General features: G+C 68.1%; 29 protein-coding genes and 1 pseudogene. 20 read left to right on the forward strand and 10 right to left on the reverse strand.

Annotation, left to right across the window (positions count from 1 at the left end):
- Positions 1–94 precede the first annotated feature (94 nt).
- The 7 genes from AC0IX4_RS07165 to AC0IX4_RS07195 all read left to right on the forward strand — a co-directional run bounded on the left by AC0IX4_RS07165 (position 95) and on the right by AC0IX4_RS07195 (position 4,956).
- Positions 95–643: an RNA polymerase sigma factor gene (locus tag AC0IX4_RS07165; protein ID WP_056073973.1), complete on the forward strand. Its 549-nt coding sequence runs from the start codon at positions 95–97 to the stop codon at positions 641–643.
- Positions 634–1,086: a hypothetical protein gene (locus AC0IX4_RS07170; protein WP_471828524.1), complete on the forward strand. Its 453-nt coding sequence runs from the start codon at positions 634–636 to the stop codon at positions 1,084–1,086. The genes AC0IX4_RS07165 and AC0IX4_RS07170 overlap by 10 nt, the downstream gene beginning before the upstream one ends.
- A gap of 37 nt (positions 1,087–1,123) precedes the next feature.
- A complete protein-coding gene (locus AC0IX4_RS07175) occupies positions 1,124–1,591 on the forward strand; it encodes an SRPBCC family protein (RefSeq protein WP_471828525.1) in 468 nt (155 codons plus the stop codon).
- Entirely contained in the window at positions 1,588–2,784 is a 1,197-nt protein-coding gene (locus AC0IX4_RS07180) for a PQQ-dependent sugar dehydrogenase (RefSeq protein ID WP_471828526.1), read from the forward strand. Before AC0IX4_RS07175 ends, AC0IX4_RS07180 begins: the two co-directional genes overlap by 4 nt.
- A gap of 139 nt (positions 2,785–2,923) precedes the next feature.
- Entirely contained in the window at positions 2,924–3,196 is a 273-nt protein-coding gene (locus AC0IX4_RS07185; protein ID WP_027506256.1) for a GlsB/YeaQ/YmgE family stress response membrane protein, read from the forward strand.
- 117 nt (positions 3,197–3,313) lie between these two features.
- Positions 3,314–4,027, forward strand: coding sequence for a phosphatidylserine decarboxylase (locus AC0IX4_RS07190; RefSeq protein ID WP_042576090.1), 714 nt, complete (start codon positions 3,314–3,316; stop codon positions 4,025–4,027).
- 83 nt (positions 4,028–4,110) lie between these two features.
- A complete protein-coding gene (locus tag AC0IX4_RS07195) occupies positions 4,111–4,956 on the forward strand; it encodes a CDP-alcohol phosphatidyltransferase family protein (protein ID WP_471828804.1) in 846 nt (281 codons plus the stop codon).
- On the opposite strand, the gene AC0IX4_RS07200 is transcribed toward AC0IX4_RS07195, so the two are convergent.
- Complete coding sequence (locus AC0IX4_RS07200) at positions 4,953–5,669, reverse strand: type 1 glutamine amidotransferase (RefSeq protein WP_471828527.1); 717 nt, start codon at positions 5,667–5,669, stop codon at positions 4,953–4,955. The two genes, AC0IX4_RS07195 and AC0IX4_RS07200, sit on opposite strands and share 4 nt — an antisense overlap.
- 39 nt (positions 5,670–5,708) lie before the next feature.
- Between AC0IX4_RS07200 and AC0IX4_RS07205 the strand changes: the two genes are divergently transcribed.
- Entirely contained in the window at positions 5,709–7,880 is a 2,172-nt protein-coding gene (locus tag AC0IX4_RS07205; protein WP_471828528.1) for an AAA family ATPase, read from the forward strand.
- Between the two features lies 1 nt (position 7,881).
- On the opposite strand, the gene AC0IX4_RS07210 is transcribed toward AC0IX4_RS07205, so the two are convergent.
- On the reverse strand, positions 7,882–8,631 hold the full coding sequence (locus AC0IX4_RS07210) for an isocitrate lyase/PEP mutase family protein (protein WP_056073981.1): 750 nt from the start codon (positions 8,629–8,631) through the stop codon (positions 7,882–7,884).
- Between the two features lie 68 nt (positions 8,632–8,699).
- Here AC0IX4_RS07210 and AC0IX4_RS07215 point away from each other — a divergent pair, with 68 nt between their 5' ends.
- Positions 8,700–9,944, forward strand: coding sequence for a hypothetical protein (locus tag AC0IX4_RS07215; RefSeq protein ID WP_471828529.1), 1,245 nt, complete (start codon positions 8,700–8,702; stop codon positions 9,942–9,944).
- Positions 9,941–11,329 (forward strand): hypothetical protein, encoded by a 1,389-nt coding sequence (locus AC0IX4_RS07220; protein ID WP_471828530.1) that lies wholly within the window; start codon positions 9,941–9,943, stop codon positions 11,327–11,329. Before AC0IX4_RS07215 ends, AC0IX4_RS07220 begins: the two co-directional genes overlap by 4 nt.
- Before the next feature lie 3 nt (positions 11,330–11,332).
- On the opposite strand, the gene AC0IX4_RS07225 is transcribed toward AC0IX4_RS07220, so the two are convergent.
- Positions 11,333–11,743 carry an NUDIX hydrolase gene (locus tag AC0IX4_RS07225; protein ID WP_471828531.1) on the reverse strand — a complete coding sequence of 137 codons (411 nt, stop codon included), beginning with the start codon at positions 11,741–11,743 and terminating at the stop codon, positions 11,333–11,335.
- A 132-nt stretch (positions 11,744–11,875) separates the two neighbouring features.
- Here AC0IX4_RS07225 and AC0IX4_RS07230 point away from each other — a divergent pair, with 132 nt between their 5' ends.
- The 6 genes and pseudogenes from AC0IX4_RS07230 (at position 11,876) to mnhG (ending at position 18,221) form a co-directional block, all read left to right on the forward strand.
- On the forward strand, positions 11,876–14,701 hold the full coding sequence (locus tag AC0IX4_RS07230; RefSeq protein ID WP_042576098.1) for a Na+/H+ antiporter subunit A: 2,826 nt from the start codon (positions 11,876–11,878) through the stop codon (positions 14,699–14,701).
- The gene (locus AC0IX4_RS07235; RefSeq protein ID WP_042576099.1) at positions 14,698–15,264 is read left to right on the forward strand and encodes a Na(+)/H(+) antiporter subunit C; all 567 of its coding nucleotides are present in this window, start codon (positions 14,698–14,700) and stop codon (positions 15,262–15,264) included. The genes AC0IX4_RS07230 and AC0IX4_RS07235 overlap by 4 nt, the downstream gene beginning before the upstream one ends.
- Positions 15,261–16,892, forward strand: a complete 1,632-nt coding sequence (locus AC0IX4_RS07240; protein ID WP_471828532.1) for a Na+/H+ antiporter subunit D — start codon at positions 15,261–15,263, stop codon at positions 16,890–16,892. Before AC0IX4_RS07235 ends, AC0IX4_RS07240 begins: the two co-directional genes overlap by 4 nt.
- A complete protein-coding gene (locus AC0IX4_RS07245; RefSeq protein WP_231568775.1) occupies positions 16,889–17,539 on the forward strand; it encodes a Na+/H+ antiporter subunit E in 651 nt (216 codons plus the stop codon). The genes AC0IX4_RS07240 and AC0IX4_RS07245 overlap by 4 nt, the downstream gene beginning before the upstream one ends.
- Positions 17,536–17,787 (forward strand): annotated as a pseudogene (locus AC0IX4_RS07250) (monovalent cation/H+ antiporter complex subunit F); the annotation flags it as partial. The gene AC0IX4_RS07245 and the pseudogene AC0IX4_RS07250, both read left to right, overlap by 4 nt.
- 92 nt (positions 17,788–17,879) lie before the next feature.
- Positions 17,880–18,221, forward strand: a complete 342-nt coding sequence (gene mnhG, locus AC0IX4_RS07255; protein WP_042576101.1) for a monovalent cation/H(+) antiporter subunit G — start codon at positions 17,880–17,882, stop codon at positions 18,219–18,221.
- A 3-nt stretch (positions 18,222–18,224) separates the two neighbouring features.
- Here mnhG and AC0IX4_RS07260 read toward each other — a convergent pair whose 3' ends face one another.
- From AC0IX4_RS07260 to AC0IX4_RS07275, 4 genes are all read right to left on the reverse strand, one after another.
- Positions 18,225–19,364 carry a glutamate--cysteine ligase gene (locus AC0IX4_RS07260; RefSeq protein ID WP_471828805.1) on the reverse strand — a complete coding sequence of 380 codons (1,140 nt, stop codon included), beginning with the start codon at positions 19,362–19,364 and terminating at the stop codon, positions 18,225–18,227.
- Between the two features lie 15 nt (positions 19,365–19,379).
- Positions 19,380–20,114, reverse strand: coding sequence for a superoxide dismutase[Cu-Zn] (gene sodC / locus AC0IX4_RS07265; RefSeq protein WP_042576103.1), 735 nt, complete (start codon positions 20,112–20,114; stop codon positions 19,380–19,382).
- Between the two features lie 80 nt (positions 20,115–20,194).
- Positions 20,195–20,659: a LytR C-terminal domain-containing protein gene (locus tag AC0IX4_RS07270; protein ID WP_042576333.1), complete on the reverse strand. Its 465-nt coding sequence runs from the start codon at positions 20,657–20,659 to the stop codon at positions 20,195–20,197.
- 104 nt (positions 20,660–20,763) lie between these two features.
- Positions 20,764–21,090, reverse strand: a complete 327-nt coding sequence (locus AC0IX4_RS07275; RefSeq protein WP_042576104.1) for a DUF3263 domain-containing protein — start codon at positions 21,088–21,090, stop codon at positions 20,764–20,766.
- 252 nt (positions 21,091–21,342) lie between these two features.
- Between AC0IX4_RS07275 and AC0IX4_RS07280 the strand changes: the two genes are divergently transcribed.
- The 3 genes from AC0IX4_RS07280 to AC0IX4_RS07290 are packed head-to-tail and all read left to right on the forward strand — an operon-like array spanning position 21,343 to position 23,673.
- A complete protein-coding gene (locus tag AC0IX4_RS07280) occupies positions 21,343–21,939 on the forward strand; it encodes a peptide deformylase (protein ID WP_042576105.1) in 597 nt (198 codons plus the stop codon).
- Between the two features lies 1 nt (position 21,940).
- Entirely contained in the window at positions 21,941–22,849 is a 909-nt protein-coding gene (locus AC0IX4_RS07285) for an N-acetylglutamate synthase, CG3035 family (protein ID WP_471828533.1), read from the forward strand.
- 11 nt (positions 22,850–22,860) lie between these two features.
- Positions 22,861–23,673 (forward strand): exodeoxyribonuclease III, encoded by an 813-nt coding sequence (locus AC0IX4_RS07290; RefSeq protein WP_471828534.1) that lies wholly within the window; start codon positions 22,861–22,863, stop codon positions 23,671–23,673.
- Here AC0IX4_RS07290 and AC0IX4_RS07295 read toward each other — a convergent pair.
- Together AC0IX4_RS07295 and AC0IX4_RS07300 are read right to left on the reverse strand one after the other, a co-directional pair.
- A complete protein-coding gene (locus AC0IX4_RS07295; protein ID WP_471828535.1) occupies positions 23,631–23,960 on the reverse strand; it encodes a GNAT family N-acetyltransferase in 330 nt (109 codons plus the stop codon). The two genes, AC0IX4_RS07290 and AC0IX4_RS07295, sit on opposite strands and share 43 nt — an antisense overlap.
- A gap of 87 nt (positions 23,961–24,047) precedes the next feature.
- Positions 24,048–24,374 (reverse strand): GNAT family N-acetyltransferase, encoded by a 327-nt coding sequence (locus tag AC0IX4_RS07300; RefSeq protein ID WP_042576334.1) that lies wholly within the window; start codon positions 24,372–24,374, stop codon positions 24,048–24,050.
- A 198-nt stretch (positions 24,375–24,572) separates the two neighbouring features.
- Between AC0IX4_RS07300 and thiD the strand changes: the two genes are divergently transcribed.
- Positions 24,573–25,427, forward strand: a complete 855-nt coding sequence (gene thiD / locus AC0IX4_RS07305) for a bifunctional hydroxymethylpyrimidine kinase/phosphomethylpyrimidine kinase (protein WP_471828536.1) — start codon at positions 24,573–24,575, stop codon at positions 25,425–25,427.
- Here the strand turns inward: thiD and AC0IX4_RS07310 are convergent.
- Positions 25,389–26,126: an adenylate/guanylate cyclase domain-containing protein gene (locus AC0IX4_RS07310; RefSeq protein ID WP_471828806.1), complete on the reverse strand. Its 738-nt coding sequence runs from the start codon at positions 26,124–26,126 to the stop codon at positions 25,389–25,391. The genes thiD and AC0IX4_RS07310 overlap by 39 nt on opposite strands.
- Positions 26,127–26,188: the final 62 nt, after the last annotated feature.

The following is a 26,188-nucleotide window of genomic DNA, read 5'->3' on the forward strand; positions in this document are numbered from 1 at the left end:
CGTTGTCGACAGGAGTTGGTCGGGGCGAGCCTCGGAAAACGCGCGCTATTGTGATGTATGCCACAGCACAGTCATTCCAACCCTCGGGCATCGAATGCGTCGCGTGGACAATGACGCTGCGCTGGTCGATGCCGCGGTCATCGGTGACCGCGTCGCGTTCGAGGCGATCGTCGCGGCTCACGGCCCGGCAATGTTCCGATACGCCCGGAACATGCTCCGCGACGAAGGACTTGCAGAGGAAGTAGTGCAGGACGCGTTCGTCGCAGCGTGGAAGAACCTCGGTAACTACCGGTCGGACTCCGCACTCCGCACCTGGCTGTTCAGCATCACCGCACACAAGGCGATCGACGCCACCCGGCGCCGAGTTCCCCGCCCGGCCGAGGAATGGTTGTTCGACGACGCCGTCAGCGACGCGTCCGACGATCCCGAGGTGCGGGCGACCGAGACCGGTTTCCTGGCCGAGTTGCGCCGGGCGCTCGCCACCCTGCCGCAGGTGCAGCGCTCGTGCTGGTTACTCCGGGAAGTGGAGGGAATGTCCCACGTCGAGATCGGGGAGGTTCTGTCCATGTCGCCGTCGGCGGTGCGTGGCCAGGTCACCCGAGCACGAAGAACGTTGAGCGAGAGGATGGCGGCATGGCGTTAGACGAGATCGACGATCCGGCAGATCCCGTCCTGACCCGAGCGGCACAGGAGCTTCGCGACGAGGACGTTCCCTCGTGGGTCGAGGCGAGCACCGCGATTCTTGCCGCCCTCCGCAAGACGGCTCGCCGCACGCGAGCACTCGACGCCGTGTTCCCCGACGGTGCTGCGGACGATTCGTTGCGGATCGCGGACCACCTGGTGTTGCTGGCCGTGTCCCGCGCGGTCGCCGACCTGCCGTGCACGATGCGGGCGATCGACCTCGACGTCGAGGGCCGCCGGTGCACCGGAGCGTCCCTGGACGTGGCCGTGCCCTACGGCGAGGACGTGTCCGAGTTGGCACTCGCGCTCACCCGTCTGACCGCCGACGCGGTGAATTCGACTCTGGGGACGACACTCACCACGGACGATGTCGCAGTGCACGTGGTGGACGTCCTACTACCCTGAGCGCACCTCGCCACCACACACGACCGGGAGAACCTCCATGGCCACACCGCTGTCCGCCACGATCGATATCGACGCTCCCCCCAGCGCGGTCTGGGCAGTGGTGTCGGACCTGAAGCGCATGGGCGAGTGGAGCCCGCAGTGCGCCGTGATGAAGGTGTTCGGACCACTTCGCGTCGGCACCCGGACGCTGAACCTGAATCGTCGCGGACTGCTCGCGTGGCCGACGTCGTCCACGGTCGTCCGGCTCGAACCGGAGCGCCTCCTGGCGTTCCGCATCACCGAGAACCACACCGTCTGGTCGTACTTCCTCGAACCGACCGAGACCGGAACGCGCGTGACGGAACGCAGGGAGGCGCCGGGCGGAACGTCCACGGTGTCGAACATCGCCGTGCGTCTGGCTCTCGGTGGGTCCGCGAACTTCGAGAAGGAACTGCTGCGGGGAATGACCGAGACACTGACGAAGATCAAGGCCGCCGCCGAGGTCGCTCGTACCGTGAAGGTATGACCCGACTCGTCCTCGCCGGCCTCGCCCTCTCCGCCGCCCTCACCGCGACTGCATGCTCCTCCGCCGAAGGGGCCGACGCGTCACCGGCCGCGGGTACACCGTCGGCAACCACGTCGTCCTCGCAGGCGCCCGCTCCGGAGGCCGGTGACTCCGATGCCGTGCCGACCGTCGACGTCACCACGGTGGCGTCCGGTCTCGACCACCCGTGGGACGTCGTCCGAGCGCCCGACGGGACCGTCCTCTTCGACGAGCGAGCCGGGCGATTCACGGCCATCCGGCCCGGCGGCGAACCGACGCCGGTGTCCGCGGATCTCGGCGACCTGTTCGTCGGCAGCGAGACGGGACTGATGGGACTCGCCCTGTCTCCCGACTTCACGCAGGACCGCACTCTCTACTCGTGCCAGGGGATCGACGGAGATTCGCCGACCATCGGAGTCGTCGCGTGGACCGTGTCGGACGACTGGTCGTCGCTGACCCGGACACGCACCGTCATCTCGGGCTTCCCCGTCACCTCCGGTCGCCACGGCGGGTGCCGAGTCCTGGCACAGCCGGACGGAACGCTGTTCGTCGGCACCGGCGACTCCGCGCAGGGAACCGTGCCGCAGGACCCGACGTCGCTCGGCGGCAAGGTGCTGCACATCGACGCGGCGACCGGGGCGCCCGCGCCCGGCAACCCCGATCCGGCGAGCCCCGTCTACACACTCGGACACCGCAACGTTCAGGGATTGGCGGCACGCCCGGGTTCCGACCAGATCTTCTCCGTCGAGCAGGGCACCTCACGGGACGACGAGGTGAACCTCCTCGTGGCCGGCGGGAACTACGGGTACCGCCCGGACCGGAGCGCCGGATACGACGAATCGGTCGCCATGACGGACCCCGAGCGCGTCCCCGGCGCCCTCGATGCGGTGTGGAGTTCGGGTCCGAGCACTATCGCGACCGCGTCGGCAAGCTTCCTCGACGGAGATGCCTGGGGCGCCTGGAACGGCATGCTCGCCGTCGGAGTGCAGAAGGGTCAGGAAGTTCTCCTGCTCGACATCAGCGACGACGGATCCACGGTGATCTCGCAGACCACGATTCCGGCACTCAGCGAGCAGGGTCGGATCCGGACGGTCTCCGCGCAACCCGACGGGACCCTCCTGGTGACCACCGACAACGGCGACACCGACCAGGTTCTCCTGGTCACCCCTCGTTAGACCCGCCGACATCGATCCGACACGGAACCGTGATGCTGCTGTGAAGTCTTAACGTTTGCTGAGTGTGAGCGCGGGGTAGACACAGTCAGTAGTCGTGCCCGGTCCTCGGGCAGCATGCTAAATCGAAAGAGGTTCCATCATGTTGGGTCTGGGCATCATCGGTTGGATCATCATCGGCGGACTCGCCGGATGGATCGGCAGCAAGATCATGAAGACGGACGCCCAGCAGGGCATCATCCTGAACATCGTCGTCGGCATCATCGGCGGCCTGCTCGGTGGATTCCTCCTCCGCGCCTTCGGTGTCGACGTGCAGGGCGGCGGCATCATCTTCAGCTTCGTCACGTGCCTCATCGGCGCCTGCATCCTGCTGTTCATCGTCAAGGCGGTCACAGGTCGCGGTTCACGCGTCTGACAGCAACCACATCGCTCGAGTCGGGGCCCCTCACGTAATCTGTGAGGGGCCCCGACCCGTACGGTCACCACCTTCGGGGCGCGTACCTACTCGCCCCACCCGACGTTAGAGGAGCCTGTGGCCCGCCGACCTGTCCCAGCTGGTACACCCGAACCGACCGGAGCAGGACACCTCGTCGACCTGATTCGCAGGAGTGTTCCGCCGCTGCATCCGGCAGGAACCCCGTTCGTCGCGGTGCCTCTCGCGCTCGCCGCCCTCGGCCGCCGTCACCGCAGCGTGCGCACCGCGTCGCTGCTCACGGCCGGTGCCATGGCGGGATTCTTCCGGCATCCCCCGCGCGTTCCGCCGAACCGCGCCGGCATCGTGGTCTCGCCCGCGGACGGTGAGGTCGCCCTGGTCGACACTGCCGTTCCCCCACCGGAACTGAACCTCGGGACAGCTCCGCGTCCCCGCGTCAGCATCTTCCTGTCGGTTCTCGACGTCCACGTGCAGCGGGTTCCCGTCTCCGGCACCGTCGAGGCCGTCGTGCACAAGAACGGTCAATTCCTCTCCGCCGACCTGGCCGACGCCAGCGAGGTCAACGAGCGCACGAGTATGCACCTGCGCACCACCGGCGGACACGATCTGGCCGTCGTGCAGATCGCGGGCCTGCTGGCCCGACGCATCGTGAACAACACCTCGGTCGGTGACTCGCTCACCATCGGCGACACGTACGGCCTCATCCGGTTCGGTTCGCGCGTCGACACGTACTTCCCGGAGGGGTCGACGACCACGGTCCTGGTGGGCCAGCGCGCCATCGGAGCCGAGACGGTCCTGGCCGAGCTTCCGTGAACGCAGCCCGCGAGAACACCGACGACGTCGGTGGCAGACAGGGCGCAGTCCGGCTTCTTCCCAGTGCGGTGACCGTACTGGCCATGTGCGCCGGGCTGTCCGCCGTGAAATTCGCACTGGACGGCCGGCTCGGTCTGACTCTGGCCATGATCGGCGCGGCCGCGGTGTTCGACGCTCTCGACGGTCGCATCGCCCGCATGCTCGACGCCACCAGCCGCATGGGCGCCGAGCTCGACTCCCTTGCCGACGCCATCTCGTTCGGCGTCGCCCCGGCACTGGTTCTGTATCTGACGCTGCTCGAGGGCAGCAGTGGCGGATGGGTCGTCGCTCTGATCTACGCGGTCAGCATGGTGTTGCGACTCGCCCGGTTCAACACCCTGATCGACGACGATTCCCGGCCCGCCTTCGCCGGCGAGTACTTCGTCGGTGTTCCCGCTCCGGCGGGCGCCCTCGTCGTGCTGCTGCCGCTGGCGGTGGAACAGCAGTTCGGCGACGGATGGTGGTCGTCGTACTACGTCGTCGCCACGTGGACGGTCTTCTCGGCGCTGCTCGCCGTGAGCCGCATTCCGACGTTCGCGATGAAGTCCGTCTCGGTTCCCCCGCGCATGGCCGCGATCCTGCTGGTGCTGGTCGGTCTCGCCGGCGCCGCGCTGATCACGTTCCCGTTCGTGCTGCTCATCGTCCTCATCGCCCTGTACCTCGCGCACATCCCGTTCTCGATCCGCTCGCGGCGATGGGTGGCCGCACGGCCCGAGACATGGGAGGCCAAGCCCGCGGAGCGTCGAGCCGTCCGCCGTGCGGCACGCCGTGGCCGCCCGACACGAACCGGCATCGCGCGCCGACGCACCACGTCACGTGCGGGTGTGTCGTCGGCGCGGCTGCGGCTGCGCTCCCCCGAGCAGCGCGGTCCAACCAGGGACGAGAGCTAGCGGAACCCTGCGGCCCGGTCGAGGAACGCATCGACCAGCCTGCCGCAGGCCTGCCGTGACGACTCCTCGCGTGCGGTGACTTCGGCGCGAATCGCGTCGACGTCGACGTCGACAGACGCTTCCACCTCGGCCCGGACGCCGCGCGCGTCCCATCCCTGCACCCACGACTCGAAGACGTCGGCGGTGATCTCGGGATGGAACTGCAGGCCGAGGTGCGGACCGTGGACGAACGCCTGCTGTGCTGCGGCAGTCCGAGCGACCGACAGACCGTTCGGCGGGACGGAGAACGTGTCGTCGTGGAACTGCATCCACGGTCCGGACGGAATCAGATCACGATCGTCGGATTCGACGTCGACGAACCCGTGCTCCGACTGCTCGGCGCGCGTGACCGTCCCACCGAGCACCCGCGCGAGCAGCTGACCGCCGAAACACACACCGAGGACCGGAACTCGATGCGCCACCGCGCTGTCGATGAACTCGACCTCCTCTGCCAGCCAAGGCAACGAGTCGTCGTACGCGGCGTCGGGTGACCCCATGAGGACGACGACGTCGAACGCCTCCGCGGGCGGGCGCTGCGCGTCGCGGCTGTCTCCTTCGAAGGAGAACGTCGTGGTCTCGAACCCTCGCTCCCGAAGGGCCGGGCCCAGCGACCCGACGTTGCGTACTCCCAGATCGTGGTCGCGTTCGTGGAAGACGACGGCTGCGCGTGACATGAGCGCAGCGTAACGGTGTGCGGTCGATAGGCTCGTCCGGTGAGCTCCCCCGATCTCTCCCTGACCGTCCGCCTCACGACGTCCGCAGCCGATGCCCGACGCGGTGTCGTGCGCGTCCACGCGGAGGTGCTCACCGCGCTGGGCCTGCGTGAGTGGGACGCGATAGAACTGATCGGGTCGCGCCGCACGGCCACCGTCGTCGCCCAGGCTCCGCCCGGAACACCCACCGGCACTGCACTACTCGACGATGTCACGCTGTCCAACGCCGGACTGACCGAGAACGCCTCGGTGGTCGTCGCACCTGTCGCGGTCCAGGGTGCCTCGGTGGTCACCGTCACGGGATCGGCCGGCACTGCCGCGCTCGACGACGCCACGTTGCGACGCGCACTGCTGGGCAAGGTCGTCGTCGCCGGTGACGCGGTGTCCCTTCTTCCGCGAGATCTCGGACCCGGGACGTCCACGTCGTCGGTGTCGAAGACCCTGTCGCAGACGGTCGGCGTCGCGTGGACGACCGAGCTGCTGACGGTCACCTCGACCGACCCCGCGGGCGCGGTGAGCATTCAGCCGAACACCTCCGTCACCCGCGGGTCGGCCCCCCGAACTGTTCCCGCACCGGCCGCGCCAGCTCCGGAGCACGATGTCGTCGACGTCCAGGATCTTGTCGGCGTGCAGGAGCAGGCGTCGAAGGTCACGGAGTGGCTCGAACTGGCACTGGACCGACCGGAACTCCTGCAGTCTCTCGGCGCTTCGGCACAGCTGGGTGTGCTGGTGACCGGGCCCGGCGGAGTCGGGAAGTCCACTTTCGTCCGCGCGGTGGCGTCGACACGTCGCGTCATCGAGATCGACGGGCCGTCGGTCGGTTCCCTCGCCGCAGAGGAGCGCCTGGCGGCCGTGTCGGACGCGGCCGACCGTCTGGCCGGGAGTGCCGACGGCGCCGTGCTTCTCGTGACCAACGTTGACGCTCTGCTTCCTGTCGCCGCCGAAGGTCGACCGGCCGATCCCGTGTCGACGCTGATCCTCGACCGTCTGCGGCGCGTCGTACGCACCGCCGGAACCGCCCTGCTGTGCACCACGTCTCGACCCGATGCCGTCGACGCGCGCCTCCGCGCACCGGACCTGTGCGACCGTGAGATCGCCCTTCCCCTTCCGGGAACGTCAGGACGCACCGCTCTGATCGAGATGCTGCTGCGTGACGTACCCACCCGCAAGATCGCGGCACACGATATCGCGCTGCGCACACCGGGTTTCGTGGCGGCCGACCTGGCGTCGCTCTGCCGCGAGGCCGCGGTCGGTGCGGCTCTACGCGCACACCGGGACTCGTCCGAGCCCGTGCTCACACAGGAGGATCTGGTCGCTGCGCTGGCGGTCATCCGTCCGCTGTCACGTTCGGGTACCGAGGAACTCGCGGTCGGCAGTGTGACGCTCGACGACGTCGGGGACATGGTCGAGACCAAGCGGGCACTGACGGAGGCCGTGCTGTGGCCGCTGCGGCACCCCGACTCGTTCGCTCGACTCGGCGTCGATCCGCCTCGCGGGGTGTTGCTCTACGGACCACCGGGATGCGGCAAGACCTTCGTCGTACGCGCGCTCGCCAGCTCGGGTCAACTCAGCGTGCACGCCGTCAAGGGCGCCGAGCTGATGGACAAGTGGGTCGGATCGTCGGAGAAGGCTGTGCGCGAGTTGTTCCGCCGTGCACGCGATTCCGCGCCGTCCCTGATCTTCCTCGACGAGGTGGACGCGCTGGCGCCGCGCCGCGGCCAGACCGGTGACTCCGGCGTCGGCGACAGAGTGGTCGCGGCGCTGCTGACCGAGATGGACGGTGTGGAGCCGCTGCAGGACGTCGTCGTGCTGGGCGCCACCAATCGGCCCGAGCTCATCGATCCCGCGCTCCTGCGACCCGGTCGTCTGGAGAAGTTGGTGTTCGTACCGCCGCCGGACGCCGAGGCTCGACGCGCCATCCTGTCCACGGCCGGCAAGTCCGTCCCGTTGGCCGACGACGTCGACCTGGATGCTCTCGCGGTGGACCTCGAGGGCTACTCGGCCGCGGATTGTGCTGCGCTGCTGCGGGAAGCGGCACTGACGGCGATGCGGCGCGACGTCGACACGGCCGTGGTGACGGCCGACGACGTCGCGGCAGCGCGCGACGCCGTCAGACCGTCCCTGGATCCTGCGCAGGTGGCTGCTCTCGAGGCCTACAGCACCCGCGAGTAGGTCACGCCCAGTCGGCGAGAACGTCCTTCGCACGCTCGGCGAGGACCATCTGGAAGATCGGGCCGAAACTGACACGACCGACACCCAGCTGTGCGAGCGCGGACTTCGAATTGTTCACGGGGTGACCGATAGCGTTGACCGGCAACGGAAGTTCCGCGGTGAGTCGCTTCTGATCATCGTCCGAGTGGAAGCCGACCGGGTAGAGCACGTCGGCACCGGCTGCAGCGGCGAGCTTCAGTCGAGCGATCGCACGGTCGACACGGTCGTTCTCGTCACCGATCTGCTTGACGAAGAGGTCGGTGCGGGCATTGATGACCACGTGGACGTCGGTGGCGTCCGACGCCGCGCGCAGTGCACCGACGAAGTCGGCGTGTTCCTGCGCCTCACGCAGACGGCCACCCTCGCTGTGCACGGTGTCCTCGATGTTCAGGCCCACGGCGCCGGCGTCGATCAGGCCCTCGATAAGCCGCTTGGGGTCCTCGCCGTAGCCGGACTCGATGTCGACGGAGATCGGCACGTCGACCGCGGCGGTGATCTGACGGATGCGGGTGAGAAGTTCGTCGAAGGTGATGCCCTCGTTGTCGGGCTTGCCGATCGAGTCGGAGACCGGATGCGAGCCGACGGTCAGGGCAGTGAAACCGGCGCTCACCGCGAGGTTCGCGGACCAGGCATCCCAGACGGTCGGCAGGATCACCGGGTTTCCGGGGACGTGCAGTTCGAGGAGTGTCGTGGCCTTCGTTGCGAGTGTCATGTCCGGGGCAACCGCCGACCGCCTCGGTCGATTCCCGTTCCCGGACAGAGACCGCTAGGTTTCCTCGCATGGGTCGCCTTCGGACCGTGTCCACGACGGTCGCTCTGGTCGTCGGCGGTCTCGGCGCCGTGTACGCGGTGTGCGCTCCCGATGTCCTGCTCGGCACCGACTCGGCACCCGCCGCGGTCCCCGCCGCCGTGCTCGCCGCGCTGTTCCTGTCCCGTCGGGCCGGGAGGGTTCCAGCGACGCTGGTCGCTGCTGTCGGTGTCGGAGCCCTGGCCGTCGCCGTTCTCGGACCGAACGACGCACCGATATCGCTGGTCGGCGGCCTCGGATCAGGACTGCTGCTCGGCGCGCTGGCAACGCTGGCCGCACCGCGTCGTGCGCTGATCGCGGTACTCGGCACGAGCGTGGTCGTGGGATTCGTCCTCGCACGCAGCGTCGCCTCGGTCGTCCCTCGACGCTATGCCGACTATCTGTCCGCCATGCCCCCGACCGCGTCGGCCGGCGCTGTGCTGGGCGCACTGGCCGTCGCCGTCGTCGCGGTGGCTCTGGCGGAACATCGGGAGCGGTCCGCGTCCTCGACTCTGTCGACATCGGTGGCGCTCGCCATCTCCCTCACCGCACTGGTCCCCGTGTTCGTCAGCAATCTGTCAGCGGCTGTCGGCGCCGCCGGGATCACCGGCCCGGTCGCCACGTCCAGTTCCTGGATCCTGTCGACAGTGCTGGTCACGGCGTTGATGGTCGCCGCGGCGGTGGCGGTGCCGTCCGCGGGTGCACTGATCTTGGCGGGGACCGTGCTGTGGTTACTGCTCCGGACGGCGGCGCTCACGTTCCTCACCGCCTCGCGCGGTATCGAGGCTCTCGATCCCCGGCTCGCCGCGGTGGTCGTGGTGTCGGCGTCTCTCGGAGCCGTCGCCGGTGTCCTGGCACGCCCCGGGATCGGAGTTCCCGTCGCGATCCTGTGCGCTGCTGCCGCTGTCGTCGCTGTTCACCTCGGCGGGACGGGAAGCTGGGGTGCTGTCGTCGCCGTCGCTGCAACTGCCGGTGCGGTCGTCGGAGGATGCTCGAGTGCCACGGACGACCACCCGGCGCCGACCGTGGTAGCTGCGGGACTGCTGGTCCCGCTCGCGCTCTCCGACATGCCGTCCTCCCCGATCACCGCAGATTTCGGGTGGACCGCGTACACCCCGCTGACCCTGCAGCCGGACTCGATCACCGTCGCCGACCCGACGGCAGGGACACTGGTGGCGATGATCTCCCTAGCTCTGTGCGCCGTGGGCGCCGAACTCGTCCGACGGCGCCGCGCATGAGAACTGCGAGTGCACTCCTCGCCTCCGCGCTGGCCGGTGCTGTCGCCGGGATCGCATGGTCGGGTCCCCGCAGCGACAGGTGGCCGTTCGCCGCGACGGTCGACGACCTCATCGGATGGTCCTCGACTCAATCCACCGCCACCACGGTCGGTCAACTACTGGTCGTGGTCACCGTCGCGCTCGCCGCGGCGATGCGTCTGTCCGCTCGCATCACGCCGTGGGTGCTCGCCGCCGTCATGCTGGTCGTCCTCGCGTTCACCAAGGTCGCGCTCCCCGAGGCCGCGAGTCTCTCCGTCTTCACCGCACTGCACATCCTCAAGTCCTGCGCGGCCGGACTGCTGGTCGGACTGGTGCTCCATGCGACGCGTCGTTCCAGGGCGGGGTGGGTCGCGCTCGCGACGGGACTGTTCGGCGGCACGCTGCTGGCCTCGGTCGGAACGATCGCGACGTCCGACTCCTTCGTCGCGTCCCGGCTCGACAGTTCCAGTGTGTTCGGCGAAGCCGCCTGGTGGCTGCTCGGCGCGGCATTCGTGCTCTGTGTCGCGGCCGCCGCGCTGTACCGCCCGGGTGTCGACGACAGTGCCGATCCGTCCCGCAGCGAACTCACCCGACTCGTCGTCTACGCCGGCATCGTCGCGCTCGTGTGCCGACTCTGCGTCGAGTTCGTCGGGACCTCCGAGTACCAGCTGTGGAAGGCGATCACCGTGCTGGTCGTCGCCCTGCTCGTCATCGACCGCGTGGCCGCGCGATGGGAAGCAGCCGACGCCCGAACCGTGATCATCGGTGTGCTGATCACCGCGTCCTCAATCGCGATGTGGAACGCCGGAGCGCGCACGACGATCGACCCGCGAGTTCTCACCGCCGCCGGAGTCGTCGGCCTCGTCGTCGGGGCAGCGATCGCCTTGCGGTTGCCCGTCGGGCGGATCACCTCGTGGGTAGCGGCAGCTCTCCTGACCGCCGCCCCGATGATTGCAGCGGCCGTCCATGTCGACGCGGTCACCGCCGTCGCACTCGGAGTGGTCGCCGCGCTGGTCCCGATCGCACTGACCGCGGTCACGGCGGATCCGCATGCGTCGGTACGACCGTTGGCAGTGTCGCTACCGGGGCTTGCAATCCTGCTAGCGGCGGCAGTGCCGGTGCCGACCGTGGATTTCTCCGACCTGGCGGCCTTGGTTCCGATGGATGCATCGCAGCTGCCGGAGGAGGCAGAGACAGGGAGCCTGTCGATTCTCGGCTACGGCAACCTCGATGCAATAGCCGATGCCGCGAAGGGCACCACCGATCTCACCTCGGCCTACCTCGCGCTCGCGGTCGGGGTGCTGTGCACACTGCGCATCGTGTGGCTCTCCCGCCGCCCGGACTCACCCGAGCCGGGCACGGCGTGACGCTCAGTTCACGAGCCCCCGGGCCTGCAGGTGGCGGAAGACCAGCATCGAACCCGGCGCCACGTCGGGCATCGCGGCGTATTCCGCAACGGTGAACCAGCGGAGTTCGGCGATCTCGCTGGTCGCGGCGGGCTCGCCGGTCAGGTCCGCGGTGAAGCAACTCATGTGCAGTTCCCGGCCCTGCGCGTCTCCGAAGGCGGGGCACTCGAACACCCCGAGAAGTTCGACCGTAAAACCGACGACGTCGACTCCGAGCTCTTCGCGGACCTCGCGGTGCAGCGCGTCGATCGGCGTCTCACCGGGGTCGATCTTGCCGCCGGCCATGTAGAACGCACGCTTGCCGTGCGATCTGGCCTGAAGCATCCGACCGTCACGGACGAGAGCCAGAGCAGCGGTGCGGAGAGGTCCGTTCATAGCGAGCAGACGATACCCGTACCGGGGGCGGGTATGACGATCGCGACTGCGGTTCACGTCCCCCGTAGTATGGACTCCGAAGGATTCACGTCCTGACACCCCGCCGCCCCGACGTCCCCGACGGAGTGCCACTTGCTTTTCATCCTCGTTGCCCACGCGGTAGCAGCGCTTGTCGCGCCCGTTCTCGTCCGGTTCTGGGGTCGTCATGCCTTCCTCCCCCTCGCCGTGGTGCCCGCCGCGTCACTGGGATGGGTGGCCGCGAACTGGAACACCGAGCAGCGGTTGTCGATCGAATGGGTTCCCGGCCTGTCGATGAACATCGACCTGCGATTCGACTCGCTGGCCGCGGTCATGTCGACTCTGGTGCTCGGTATCGGCGCCCTCATTCTGCTGTACTGCGCGCGCTACTTCGAGGACGACGAGCCCCGCCTCGGCATCTTCGCCGCAGAGCTCGTGGCGTTCGCCGGCGTGATGTTCGGTCTGGTGACCAGCGACAACATGCTGATGCTCTACATCTTCTGGGAATTGACGACGGTGTTGTCGTTCCTTCTGGTCGGCCATTACGCCGAGCGCGCCTCGAGTCGCCGCGCCGCGACGCAGGCCCTGCTGGTCACCACGGCGGGTGGACTCGCAATGCTCGTCGGCATCATCGTGCTGGGCGAGATGGTGGGCAGCTACAACCTGTCCGACGTCGTCGAGGCCGCACCTCGCGGGTGGCTCGCCGGCACGGCGCTGGTCCTGGTCCTGGTCGGCGCATTGAGCAAGTCGGCCATCGTTCCGTTGCACTTCTGGCTCCCCGGCGCCATGGCCGCACCCACACCCGTCAGTGGCTATCTGCACGCCGCCGCGATGGTCAAGGCCGGCATCTACCTCGTTGCCCGGCTCGCCCCGGGCTTCGCCGACGCAGGACCGTGGCGGGTCACCATCCTCGTCCTCGGATTGGGGTCGATGATCATCGGCGGCTACCGCGCGCTCCGCGCGTACGACCTGAAATTGATCCTCGCGTTCGGCACGGTCAGCCAGCTCGGCTTCCTCGTCGCCATCGTCGGCATCGGGTCCCGCACGGCGATGCTGGCGGGCCTCGCCATGGTGTTGGCACACGGCTTCTTCAAGGCCGCGTTGTTCATGGTCGTGGGCATCATCGACCACTCCACCGGCACCCGCGACGTCCGTAAGCTCGCCCACCTCGGCGACCGTGCCCCGGTGTTGGCCGCAACGGCCGTCGTCGCTGCCGCCAGCATGGCGGGCCTCCCGCCGTTCCTCGGATTCATCGGCAAGGAAACCGCGTTCGAGTCGACTCTGGACTCCGATGCGATGGGCCCGCTCGCCTCGGCACTCGTCCTCGCCGCGATGGTGGTGGGGTCGATCCTGACCGTGGCCTACAGCCTGCGGTTCGTGTGGGGTGCGTTCGGACGGAAGAAGCTCCGAGGCCCCAGTGCTGCTGTCGCCGGAATGCACGCCCCGGGAGCGTTCTTCCTATTCCCGCCGGTGTTGCTCGCAGTTCTGGGCGCCGTAGCGGGACTGGCAGCACCTGTTGTGGACACGCTGATCGCCCCGTACAGCAAGACTCTCCCGACGTACGGCGCGAAGGACTACCACCTGGCGCTGTGGCACGGCGTCAACCTCCCGCTGATCCTGACCGCTGTCGTCATCGCCGCCGGCGTCCTTCTCTACCGGGTGCACAAGACCATCGCGCGGACGGTCCCGGCGGTTCCGCTCAATGCCGACCGCGTGTACGACCGGGTCCTCTACCTGATGGATCTGCTGTCGCTGCGCCTCACCGGAACCACTCAGCGCGGTTCGCTGCCCGGCACGCAGGCCACGATCCTGGTGACGCTCGCTCTGTTCCCGCTGATCTCGCTCGTGGTCTACACCCGCGACGGCGTGCAGGGACGGCTGGCGGACTCCCCGATCCAACTCATCGTGGGCGCCATCATGGTGGCCGCCGCGATCGGTGCGGTCGTGATGCGGAACCGCCTCGCGGCCGTCCTGCTCGTCGGTGTGACCGGGTACGGCTGCGGGGTGCTGTTCGCCATCCACGGCGCCCCCGACCTGGCCCTCACGCAATTTCTCGTCGAGACGCTGACGCTGGTCGTCTTCGTCCTGGTGCTGCGCAAGCTGCCGGCCGAGATCGACGAGGGCCGCAGCTTCGGACGCAAGAAGTTGCGCGCCGCGCTGGCCGTCGTCGTCGGCATCACCGTCACCGTGGTGGGCGCGTACGCGATGAACGGGCGCAGCACCCGGCCGATCGCGGACCTGCTCCCGGACGCCGCCTACAACCTGGGCAACGGCAGCAATGTCGTCAACGTGATCCTCGTCGACATCCGCGCATGGGACACCCTCGGGGAGATCTCGGTCCTGCTCGTGGCCGCCACCGGCGTCGCCAGCCTGGTGTTCCGCAATCGCCGGTTCGGCAGCGCCCCCCGCGTGTCCGACGCCCCGTCGTCGATGGACGGCCAGCAGGTGGCGTCGGAAATCACGTGGCTGAGCGGCAGCGATCTGATCGACCCGAGGCATCGAGTGCTGGTCCTCGAGATCACCACCCGACTCGTCTTCCCGACCGTGATGATGCTGTCCATCTACTTCTTCTTCGCCGGACACAACGCGCCCGGCGGTGGTTTCGCGGGTGGGCTCACCGCCGGTCTGGCTCTCGTCCTGCGGTACCTCGCCGGTGGTCGGTACGAACTCGGCGAGACGCTGCCGTTCGACGCCGGCAAGATTCTCGGCATCGGACTGCTGTTCGCCGGAGGCACTGCCGCGGCGTCCCTGTTCCTGGGTGCACCGGTGCTCTCGTCGGCGACCTTCGAGCTGACGCTGCCCATCCTGGGTGACATCAAGATGGTGACCGCCCTGTTCTTCGACCTCGGCGTCTACCTCATCGTCGTCGGACTCGTCCTCGACGTCCTGCGCAGCCTCGGGGCTCGCCTGGACGCACAGATCGAAATGAGTCGCCAGTGACCGCGAACATCGGAATGCTCGTCCTCGTCGCCGCGCTCATCGCGGCGGGCGTCTACCTGCTGATCGAACGCAGCATCATCCGCATGCTTCTCGGCGTGCTGCTGATGGGCAACGGTCTGAACCTGCTGATCCTCACCTCGGGCGGCGGTTCCGGTAATCCGCCGGTGGTCGGCCGAGTCTCGGAGGTCGCCGAGGGCGACGCCGATCCGTTGGCGCAGGCCCTGATCCTCACCGCGATCGTCATCACCATGGGTATCGCGGCGTTCGTCCTGGCACTGGCCTACCGCTCGTACACCATCAACGTCGCCGACGTCGTCGAGAACGACCCGGAGGACACCAAGGTCCTTACCCGTCGCAGCCTCGCGGACGCACCGGACCGCGACAAGTCCGACGACCCGATCACGGGTGAACCCGGCGAGGCCGGCGACGCCTTCGACAAGGACGGAAATCCCATTCCCCTGGACAAGCTGGCCAACCGCGAGGACCTCGAGTGCTACGAGGACCTGCACGAAGGCAAGTTCCGTGATCGCGACGACGTGGAGACCGGCGGTACCAGCCGATGACACTGTCACCCGACATCATCGGGACGCTGACGCCGCTCCCCGTCCTGATTCCACTGCTCGCTGCGGCGCTGTGCCTCGTCCTGGGCCGCAAGCCTCGGGCTCAGCGGGCGGTCACGATCATCGCGCTCGTCGCGGTCACCGCGATCTCCTGCGTCCTGCTCTACCTCGCCGATCGCGACGGCACCACCGCACTGCAGGTCGGCGGCTGGGAAGCCCCGATGGGCATCACCCTCGTCGTGGACCGGCTGTCGGCCCTGATGCTCGTGGTCTCGACCATCGTTCTACTCGCGGTCATCGTCTACGCCGTCGGGCAGGGCATTCGCGACGGCGACGCCAACCAGCCCGTGTCGATCTTCCTGCCGACGTACCTCGCCCTGACCGCCGGTGTCTGCAACGCGTTCCTCGCGGGTGATCTCTTCAATCTCTACGTCGGGTTCGAGGTCCTGCTCGTCGCATCGTTCGTGTTGTTGACGCTCGGTGCCAGCGCCGAGCGCGTCCGCGCGGGCGTCTCGTACGTCATGGTGTCGGTCGTGTCGTCGATGATCTTCCTGGCGGGCATCGCCGCGACGTACGCCGCGACAGGAACGTTGAACTTCGCTCAGCTCGCGCTGCGGTTCGACGACATCCCGCACGGCACGCGATTGGCCATCTTCTCGATCCTGCTCATCGCCTTCGGCATCAAGGCCGCGGTGTTCCCGCTGTCCGCATGGCTTCCCGACTCCTATCCGACGGCTCCGGCCCCCGTCACCGCGGTCTTCGCCGGGTTGCTCACCAAGGTCGGCGTCTACGCCATCATCCGGACGCACACGTTGCTGTTCCCGGACGGCGCGATGGACAACGTGCTGCTGGTCGCCGGTCTGCTGACCATGGTGATCGGCATCTTCGGTGCCATAGCGCAGAGCGAGATCAAACGACTGCTGTCGTTCACGCTGGTCTCGCACATCGGCTACATGATCTTCGGCGTCGCGTTGTCGACGAAGGCGGGACTGTCGGGGTCGGTCTACTACGTCGCGCACCACATCTTGGTGCAGACCACGCTGTTCCTCGTCGTCGGACTCATCGAGCGTCAGGCCGGCTCGTCGTCGCTCCGGCGGCTCGGCGGACTCGCGGCGGCCAGTCCGCTGCTGGCGATCCTCTTCCTCGTCCCGGCGTTGAACCTGGGCGGTATCCCCCCGTTCTCGGGCTTCATCGGCAAGGTCGCCCTGCTTCAAGCCGGCGCGGAGAAGGCGACGTCACTGGCGTGGATCCTCGTGGCCGGCGGAACCGTCACCAGCCTGCTGACGCTCTACGTCGTGGCACGTGTGTGGACCAAGGCGTTCTGGCGTGCACGCGCCGACGCGCCCGACGGCGACATGTCCGACGACTCCCCGAACGCGCTGTTGGACAACGCGAACGACGTGGACTTCGGCAGTCGGACGGATCCGGGCAGGATGCCGATCGGCATGCTGATCCCGACGGTGGGCCTGGTCGCGGTCGGCCTGTCCCTCACGGTGTTCGCCGGACCGTTCATCGGCATCAGTGATCGAGCGGCGGACGATCTGCGGGATCGGAACGTCTACATCTCCGCGGTGCTCGGCACCGTGGACGATCCGGTCACGTACGCGGACGGCCGGGAGGGCGAGCGATGACCATGATGAGTCGCGACATCGCGCTCAAGGCAGCGTTGCTGGCCTGGCTCACCGGTGTGTGGGTGTTGCTGTGGGGCAACGTCTCTCCCGCGAACATCCTGGGCGGCATCGCGGTCGGCATCTTCGTCATGACCGTTCTGGCCCTGCCTCGTGTTCCCGTCGAGGGCCGCGTGCACCCGTTGTCCATGGTCAAGCTGATCGGGGTCCTGGTCTATTACGCCGCGGTCTCCAGCGTGCAGGTCGCGTGGGCTGCGGTTCGACCCGGTCCGCCTCCGGTCAACGCCGTTCTGCGGTATCCGGTGCAGATCAAGTCGGATCTGGTGCTGACGTTCATGGTGGACGCGCTCAACATGGTGCCCGGCACGATGGTCCTCGACATCGACCGCGAGGACCGCGTCCTCTACATCCACGTGCTGGACGTCGCGAAACCCGATGCCGTGGACCAGTTCCGCACCATCGTGCGGGCCTACGAGACCGCGTTCATCTCCGCCTTCGAGCGCGACCCGGAATGGCACCCCGCTGTCGAGACCACCTCCACGGCCGACACCGACGTCGATTCGGTGGCCGAGACCGTCGAGGACATCTCGACGGACTACTCGGAACACGGCACGACCTCGAGCCCCGACGACAAGGACGAACGATCATGACCGTCGTACTCGTGGCGTCCGGCATCATGCTGCTGGCTGCCGCGGTCATCACCGCGTATCGCCTCCTGGCGGGCCCCAATTCGCTGGACCGCCTCGTCGCGGTGGATACGCTCATCGCGCTGACGGTGTGCGGGGTGATGGTGTGGGCGGTGTACAGCCGCGACACCACCCTGGTGCCGTCGATCGTCGCGCTGTCGGTCGTGGGATTCGTCGGGTCGGTCAGCGTCGCCCGGTTCCGCGTCGCCGACACCCCCGAGACACGTCGCGCCGCCGCGGCGGCCGCAGCCCGCACTCCCCATCCGCCGCGTGAAAGCGGCTCACGCGATCGGCGGGAGAACTCGTGAGACTCGTTCTGGACATCGTCAGCGGCACGTTCATAATCCTCGGATCGGTCCTCGCGCTGACAGCAGCCATCGGTGTCGTGCGCTTCCCCGACACTCTTTCTCGCATGCACGCTGCCACGAAACCTCAAGTGGTGGGGCTGATCCTGATCCTCATCGGGGCGTTCATCAGCCTGCGAGGGAACGTCGACATCTGGATGATCTTCCTGGTGGGCGTCTTCACCGTGCTCACCGCGCCGATCATCGCGCACACCGTCGGCCAGGTCGCCTACCGGGAGCAGAGCAGCCGCGACGACCTGTTCATGATCGACGACCTCCGCGAGGACGAGCGCAACGACTGAACGTCAGGCCAGTTCGGCGATCAGAGAGTCGACGACGGCCACCAGGTCGCCGCCCGACGTCCGGGCCACCTCACGCTGGCGTTGATACGACGCTCCCTTGCGCGGGATGTCCGCGACGCTCGCCAGCTCGTCGGAGCATCCGAGTCGCACGGCGATCGGGGTGAGCTTCTCGAGCAGGTCGTTCAGGTCCTCGGTCATCAACCGCTCGTTGCTGTCCGCGTCGAGCACGATCTCGGCGTCGAGGCCGTATCGCGCTGCGCGCCACTTGTTCTCCTGCACGTGCCAGGGCGGGATGGTGTGCAGCGTCTCGCCGGCGTCGAGGCGCTCGTCGAGGTAGACGACCAGGCAGTGGATGAGCGCGACCAGAGCGCCGAGTTCGCGTTTGGTGGACACGCCGTCGCACACGCGGATCTCGATGGTCCCCAGCCGAGGTACCGGCCGGATGTCCCAGTGCATGCCCCCGAGCTGAGAGATGACGCCGGTCTTCATCTGGTCGTGCACGAAACCCTCGAACTGCGACCATTCCTCGAACTGGAACGGCAGTCCGGCCGTCGGCAGCTGCTGGAACATCAAGGCGCGGTTGCTGGCATACCCGGTATCGGAGCCCGCCCACATGGGCGACGACGCCGACAGAGCCAACAGGTGCGGGTACTGCAAGAGGATCGAGTTGAGGATCGGGAAGACACGGTCGGCAGAGCGCAGTCCGACGTGGACGTGCACTCCCCAGATCAGCATCTGACGCCCCCACCACTGGGTGCGCTCGATGAGCTCGTCGTAGTGAGGCGCGGCGGTGAGTTGCTGCGACGACCACTCCGCGAACGGGTGCGTGCCGGCACAGAACAGGTCGACGCCCAACGGATCTGCCGCTCGCCGAACGAGATCGAGCGATTCGCCCAGATCGTCCATCGCTTCGCCGACGGTGTCGCAGATGTCGGTGACCAGTTCGACGGTGTTGCGCAGCAGTTCCTTGGTCACCCTCGGTGTCGCACCACCGGCGAGCTCGACCACCCCCTCCATGACTTCGGAAGCGGTGTTGGAGAGGTCGCGTGTCGTCCTGTCGACGAGCGCGATCTCCCACTCGACGCCGATGGTCGGACGCTCCGACCCGGCGAACGGAACCCGGGTGTCGCGGGGCGATGTCAGAGCGACGGTCCTGCTCTACTCGGACTCGACGACGGCGCAGGCAACGCGGCCGCCTGCGTCACCGGTGCTGAGCGTGGTGGCGTCGGGCACTGCGGCACCGTCGGGGAGCGTGTAGCGGTTGGGGATATTGGCGAAGTTGTCGGCGCCGGCGTGCACGATGACGGCGACGCCGCCGCTCAGGTCGTCCAGGGTGACCGAGTCCGTGGTGGTGGTGAGGTCGGCGGTGCCGTCCTCACGGACCTGCAGCGACGTCAGGTCGCCGCTGGCCGGGTGTCCGGTGTTGCCGTTCACCTGGAGGTGGCCGCCCGCGGACAGGAAGTTGCCGGGCTCGCCGCCGGTGGGTGCCACCGAGTTCGGCTCGCACACCGGGTTCTGATGCATGTGGAGGCCGTGGAAGCCGGGGGTCAGGCCCTCTGCCTCGACGGTGACGGACAGGTGGCCGTCGACCTCGGAGAAGGACACCGTTCCGACGGTGGCACCCTCGGGGTCGCGCAGATCGCCCGTCATGGCGACCTCGCCGCCCTCGGCGCTCGCGCCCGACGCACTGCCCTCTTCGCTGTGCGACTCGCCGCCGTGGCTTTCCATGCCCTCCGGGGCGGCGGAGCTGGTGAACACGGGCGGGGTGGTGCCGGCGACGTCGCTGGCCTCCTCGCCGTTGCTGCAGGCCACCAGGCCGAACACGGCGACGGCGGCGAGAGGAGCCACCACGAGGTGGCGACGGGCGACTCGGCTGCGCTTCGAGCTGGCCATGGTGGAGGTCTCCTTGACAGGTGGGACGTGTGTGGAATCGACTCTAGTCAACGGTGTCGGCAGGTCCGTCGGTCGGGGAGCTACTGCGTGACGATGACGATGATGCCGGGCGCGGAGGATTCGATGCCCTCGAAGCGCGGCTGCACCTCGTAACCCAGAACCGTCCCGATCCGCTCGGCCTCGGCCTGCTGTCCGGACACCGCACTGTCGTAGTAGACCGTCGACGCCGAGATGGTTCCGCTGCTGTAGTTGCCGGTCTCCCCGACGGTGAAGCCGGCCGATTCGAGTGTCTGCGCGGTCTCCGCCGCGAGTCCGCTGACGTTGCTGTTGTTGAGAACGCGGACGCTGTCGGACGCGGCTGCGGCACTGGTGGTGGGCGTCGCCGTGGTGGTCGCCGGTGCAGGGGTCGCTGCTGGCGCGGCGACCGCGGAACTGGTGGTGGCGCTGGTCGCGGCGGCCTCCGCGGGAGCCGTCTCGTCACCGGAGTCGGTCAGCGAGAACGCACCGAGCCCCAGGAACACGATCGCGAGGGACAGCAGAACCATCGCGAGCGCCCGCAGCGGCGGACCTGAGTTCTCCGGTGTCCGACTGTCGGGATCCGGACTGCCCGGGGTCTGGTTACTCACGCTGTCGAGCCTATCGACCGGAGTCAGATCTCGAATCCGAGGCGCCTGGCGGCACGTGCCTTCTGACGGCTCGCCCGCAGTCGTCGCAGGCGCTTGACCAACATGGGGTCCGCGGCGAGCGCCTCGGGCTTGTCCACCAGTGCATTGAGCACCTGGTAGTAGCGCGTAGCCGACATGTCGAACAGTTCCTTGATCGCTTCTTCCTTGGCGCCGGCGTACTTCCACCACTGGCGCTCGAAGGACAGAATGTCGTGTTCCCGACGGGAGAGTCCGTCACTCGGATCGTCGGTTCCGGAACCCTCGGCTCCTGTGCCGGATCGTCCGTGACTTCGCGCTGCAGCGCTGTCCATCTCGCTCCTGTCGTCTGTGTCGCCCGACCTGCCGTGTACTGCGGGCAGGCGTGATACTCGGGCTACGCCGTGTTCTCGCGCGCGTTCCCCCGGACCCCGAAAGGTCCGCGCACGGCGGTGAATCACATCCGTGTCGTTCGTCGCCAATCTAACCACGGACGGACGCCCCGGACGCGCCGACACTTCCGGCGCGTCGACACCGACGACAGTGGACGAAAGTGTGCCCGGGAGTGGGCAGTATCCTTACCGACCATGGCAATTCTCCCCATCCGCATCGTCGGCGACCCGGTGCTGCACACCCCGACCCAGCCCGTCACGGCGTCGCCCGCGGAACTCGAGACGTTGATCGCCGACATGTACGACACGCTCGAAGCGGCCAAGGGTGTCGGCCTGGCTGCCAACCAGGTCGGAGAGTCGCTGCGACTGTTCATCTACGACTGCCCCGATCACGCAGAGGACGGCACGGTGACGCGTCGCCGCGGCGAGGTGATCAACCCGGTCCTCGAGACGTCCGCGATCCCCGAGACGATGCCGGACCCGGACGACGACGACGAGGGCTGCCTGTCCGTTCCCGGCGAGCAGCATCCGACCGGCCGCGCCGAGTGGGCCCGGGTCACGGGCACCGACGCCAAGGGCGAACCCGTCGACATCGAGGGCCACGGTTTCTTCGCCCGGATGTTGCAGCACGAGGTGGGCCACCTCGACGGCTTCCTGTACGTCGACGTCCTCGTCGGCCGCAATGCTCGCGCGGCCAAGAAGGCCATCAAGAAGCAGGGGTGGGGCGTCCCCGGGCTGAGCTGGATTCCGGGAACCGTGGCCGATCCGTTCGGTCACGACGACGACGACTGACGTGGCCGATCCGGCACCGGGCACCCGGGTAGTGGTGCGCTACCGGCTGCCGGAGGGCTCGACGCCGCCGCTCACCGACGTCATCGGCCGACTCGACGCCGCGGGCGAGAGCCTGGTCGTGCAGCCGGAGTCGGGCGAGGCGGTGACGATCCCGCGCGATCGCGTCGTCGTCGTCAAGGCACTCGCTGCCCGTCCCATCCGGAATTCGGAGATCCGGAATCTCGAGAGTGCCGCCGCCCATGCGTGGCCCGGCGTCGAGCAGGACTGGCTCGACGGATGGTTGCTGCGCGCGGCCGACGGCCTCACTCTCCGTGGGAACTCCGCCGTCCCGGTGCGTCCCGACGCGTCCGAGGCCTCCCTTCCCGACATCGAGCGGTGGTATCGAGATCGGGGCCTGACTCCTCGACTGTCGTTGCCGGACAGAGTCTTCCGGCCACCGTCCGGGTGGACGCTCACGGACGCAGCCGTGGTGCTGACCCGCCCTCTGACGGACGCGCGTGCCCCGAGGGACGCCGTCGCGACGACGACACCCGATGATCGCTGGCTCGCCCATCACCCGCGTTACGACGCTCCGGCCGGCGTCCCGCTGCTGACCTCGGTGGTCGACGGGGTCGCCGCGTTCCTGCGGCTCGACGATGCTGCGACTGCCCGCGTCGCCGTCACGTCGGCTCCCGACGGCAGGCGCTGGGCGGGCATCACCGCCGTGACGACGCACCCCGACCGACGCCGGCAGGGATGGGCGCAGCGGATCTGCGCCGAGGCGTGCGCGTGGGGTGCGGAGAACGGCGCGACCCACGGGTACGTCCAGGTGGAGGAATCGAACGCGGCTGCTCTGCGGCTCTACGACGGTCTCGGCTTCGGTGAGCACCATCGCTACCGCTACGCGGAGCCGGGTCCGTCCTCGAGTTAGTCTCGCTCACCGTGCGCATCGCTACGTGGAACGTGAACTCCGTCCGATCCCGAGCAGATCGCATCGTCGACTGGCTGGGGCGTTCGGATGTCGACGTCCTGGCGATCCAGGAGACGAAGTGCAAGGACGAGCAGTTCCCCTACCAGCGCTTCACCGACATCGGGTACCAGGTCGCCCATGTCGGGACGAGTCAGTGGAACGGTGTCGCCATCGCCTCCCGTGTGGGCTTGGACGATGTGCAGGTCGGCTTCGAGAATCAGCCCGGCTTCAGCAAGGACCCGGAGGTTTCGCCGGCCGACGAAGCACGTGCGATCGGTGCGACATGCGGGGGCGTGCGGATGTGGAGCCTCTACGTTCCCAACGGTCGGTCGCTCGACGATCCGCACTACCGCTACAAGCTGGACTGGCTCGCCACCTTGCGTGACGACGCCCGGTCGTGGCTGGCCGCCGACCCCGATGCCCGCATCGCGCTGGTCGGGGATTGGAACGTCGCGCCCACCGACGACGACGTGTGGGACCCCGCGCTGTTCGAGGGGCGCACTCACACCTCACCGGACGAACGTGCAGCGTTCCAGGCGGTGGTCGACGCGGGGTTCGCCGACGTGGTCCGCCCGTTCACGCCGGGTCCCGGGGTGTACACGTACTGGGACTACACGCAGCTACGATTCCCGCGCAAGGAAGGCCTGCGGATCGACTTCGTGCTGGGATCGCCCGCACTCGCGGCCCTGGTCACGGATGCGTCGATCGACCGCCAGGAACGCAAGGGGAAGGGTGCGAGCGATCACGCACCGGTCGTCGTGGAGCTGAGCGACGCCGGATCCTGATCGGCGACCAGGTCGAGATACTCGATGTTGGCACCGATGAACCGTCGGACATAGGTACAGACGGGCCACACCGTCAGATTGCCGATGCGCAAGATGTCGAGCGCACCACGGACCAGCACTGCAGCCCAGCCGTGGTCACCGAACTCTTCTCTGACGACCGTGTGCTGCAGCACGACGGTGGTGGTTCCGGGTGCGACCTCGTAGGCCAGGATGCCCACGAGTTCGTCGTCCACCGTCAGTTCGAACCGCGAGCGGCCCGGATCGTCGGACACGAGACTGTTGTGCATGACAACAGTTCATCACTGATTCTGTGACTCATGGGACTGGAGTGGTAGCTGATACGTGATCGCGACCGTATCGACACCGTGTCGAGATCAGTCGGAGGTCACCATGTCCCGATATTCGGGATTCTCGGCGACGAACCGCTGGACGTAGGTGCACACCGGCTTGACCTTCCAGCCGTAGCTGCGGGCGGCGTCGAGCGAGTTGCGCACCATGATGGCCGCAAGTCCTCGATGACCGAAGTCCTCGGTGATCACCGCGTGCATGAAGCTGACCACCGGTTGACGGCGCGCCCCGCGCCCCACGGAGTCGACCGGGAAATATCCCACGATGCCGACGAGGTCGCCGTTGAGCCTGAGCTCGAAACGGTTCTGATGGGGGTTGTCCGTGACATCGGTGACGGGCGCATCCGACAGCATCATTCATTCTCCTGGCGACCATGGTTCTGTGCGAACACGTGGAACGGGGCGATACACGTGCAGCCTCGTTGCCGCGAGCGTGCGCGTCACGTGGGTGTGTGACGTAGGCCACTATTCCACAGGTCGGCGTTCTTCGCCGGTGGAGCAGGCAAATATGTGGCGAAGTCACTGCGAACGGGCTCGAGTACAGTTCCGCGTGTGACATTGCTCCCGCTCGCACCGTCCGGCTCCACTCCGCTCCGCGTGCTCACGATCGCCGGAACCGACTCCGGTGGCGGCGCCGGAATCCAGGCCGATTCCCGCACGATCGCCCTGTGCGGACTGCACGCATGCGTGGCCGTCGCGGCCGTCACGGTGCAGAACACGGTCGGTGTCAGCGGTTTTCACGAGATCCCGCCCGAGGTCGTCGCCGCCCAGGTCCGAACGGTGGTGTCCGACATCGGGATCGGCGCGGCAAAGACGGGCATGCTCGCCTCGACGCGGATCATCGACGCGGTGACGGATGTGTGCCGGGAGGTCGGCATCGGCCGGGGCGGCGCGGTACCCCTGGTGGTCGACCCGGTGTCGGCGTCCATGCACGGCGACTCCCTGCTGCACGCTGACGCGCTGGATGCGTTGCGCAGCAAGCTCATTCCTCTGGCCACCGTGGTCACGCCCAACCTCGACGAAGTGCGGCTCCTCACCGGCATCGAGGTCGTCGACGAGCGGACCGCACGGTCCGCAGCCGAGGCGCTGCACGCACTCGGAGCACAGTGGGCCGTGGTGAAGGGCGGTCACCTCCGGTCGTCGTCGGACAGCACGGATCTGCTCTACGACGGTGATCGGATGCTCGAGTTCACCAATCCCCGCATCGACACGGGAAACGATCACGGCGGCGGCGACACCCTGGCGGCCGCACTGGCGTGCGCGTTGGCACACGGATGGTCGGTTCCCGACGCGTTCGCCTTCGCCAAGGAGTGGGTCACGAAGTCCCTGGAGGCGGCCTACGACCTCGGCGGCGGCCACGGACCGGTGTCACCGCTCTGGCGTCTGCACCAGTCTCACGATGCGTAGATCCTCCGGCACCCCGGTCAGCTTCGGCGAGAACAACCCGCGCCGATAGGGCTTCACCGACAACTGCGCCGCGTCGAGCACCTGCGGCGACACCAGATCCATCGCGGTATTCGAGATCATGACGTTGCCGTCGGCGCCCGTCTGCATGACGCGCGCGGCGACCGTGACGTCGACTCCCAGCCAGTCGGACCCGACGGCGCGAGGACAGCCCGTGTGTATCCCGACGCGCATCCGCGGGGTGTAACCGTTCACGTCGACCCGCGCGAGCGCCGCCTGCGCCTCGAACACGGCTCGCACGGCGTTGTCCGCACTGGGGAACACGGCCATCAGACCGTCGCCGAGCCGTTTGACGATGTGCCCACCGCGGTCCAGCATCGGCCGCTCGACCGCCCGCGCGACCTGCTTGAGCAGCACCAACGTCGTCGCGTCGCCGGCGCCCAGCGACCAGGTGGAGAAGCCGACCAGATCGGTGAAGACGATGGTCACCTCGCGTTCGCCGCGGCCGCGGCCGGTGCGCTCGAGCAGCGCCTGCCACACCTGGAGTGCGCCGAGCGACATCTCCTTGGAGGCGCCGGGGGTGTCGCTCTGCAGCCGATCGGTCACTCTCGCGACCATGCGTGCGGCTCCCGGCCCCGCCGTCGACAGCGGATCGCCGAACGACGGATCGCCGGGGAGAGCGCCGCGGACACGCCTGACCATCTCCACCACACGCGGAGTTCTGTTCACGGTGCGGGCGGTGTCGGCTACCTTGCGGAGGGCGG

The organism is Rhodococcus sp. AC861, from assembly GCF_979256035.1.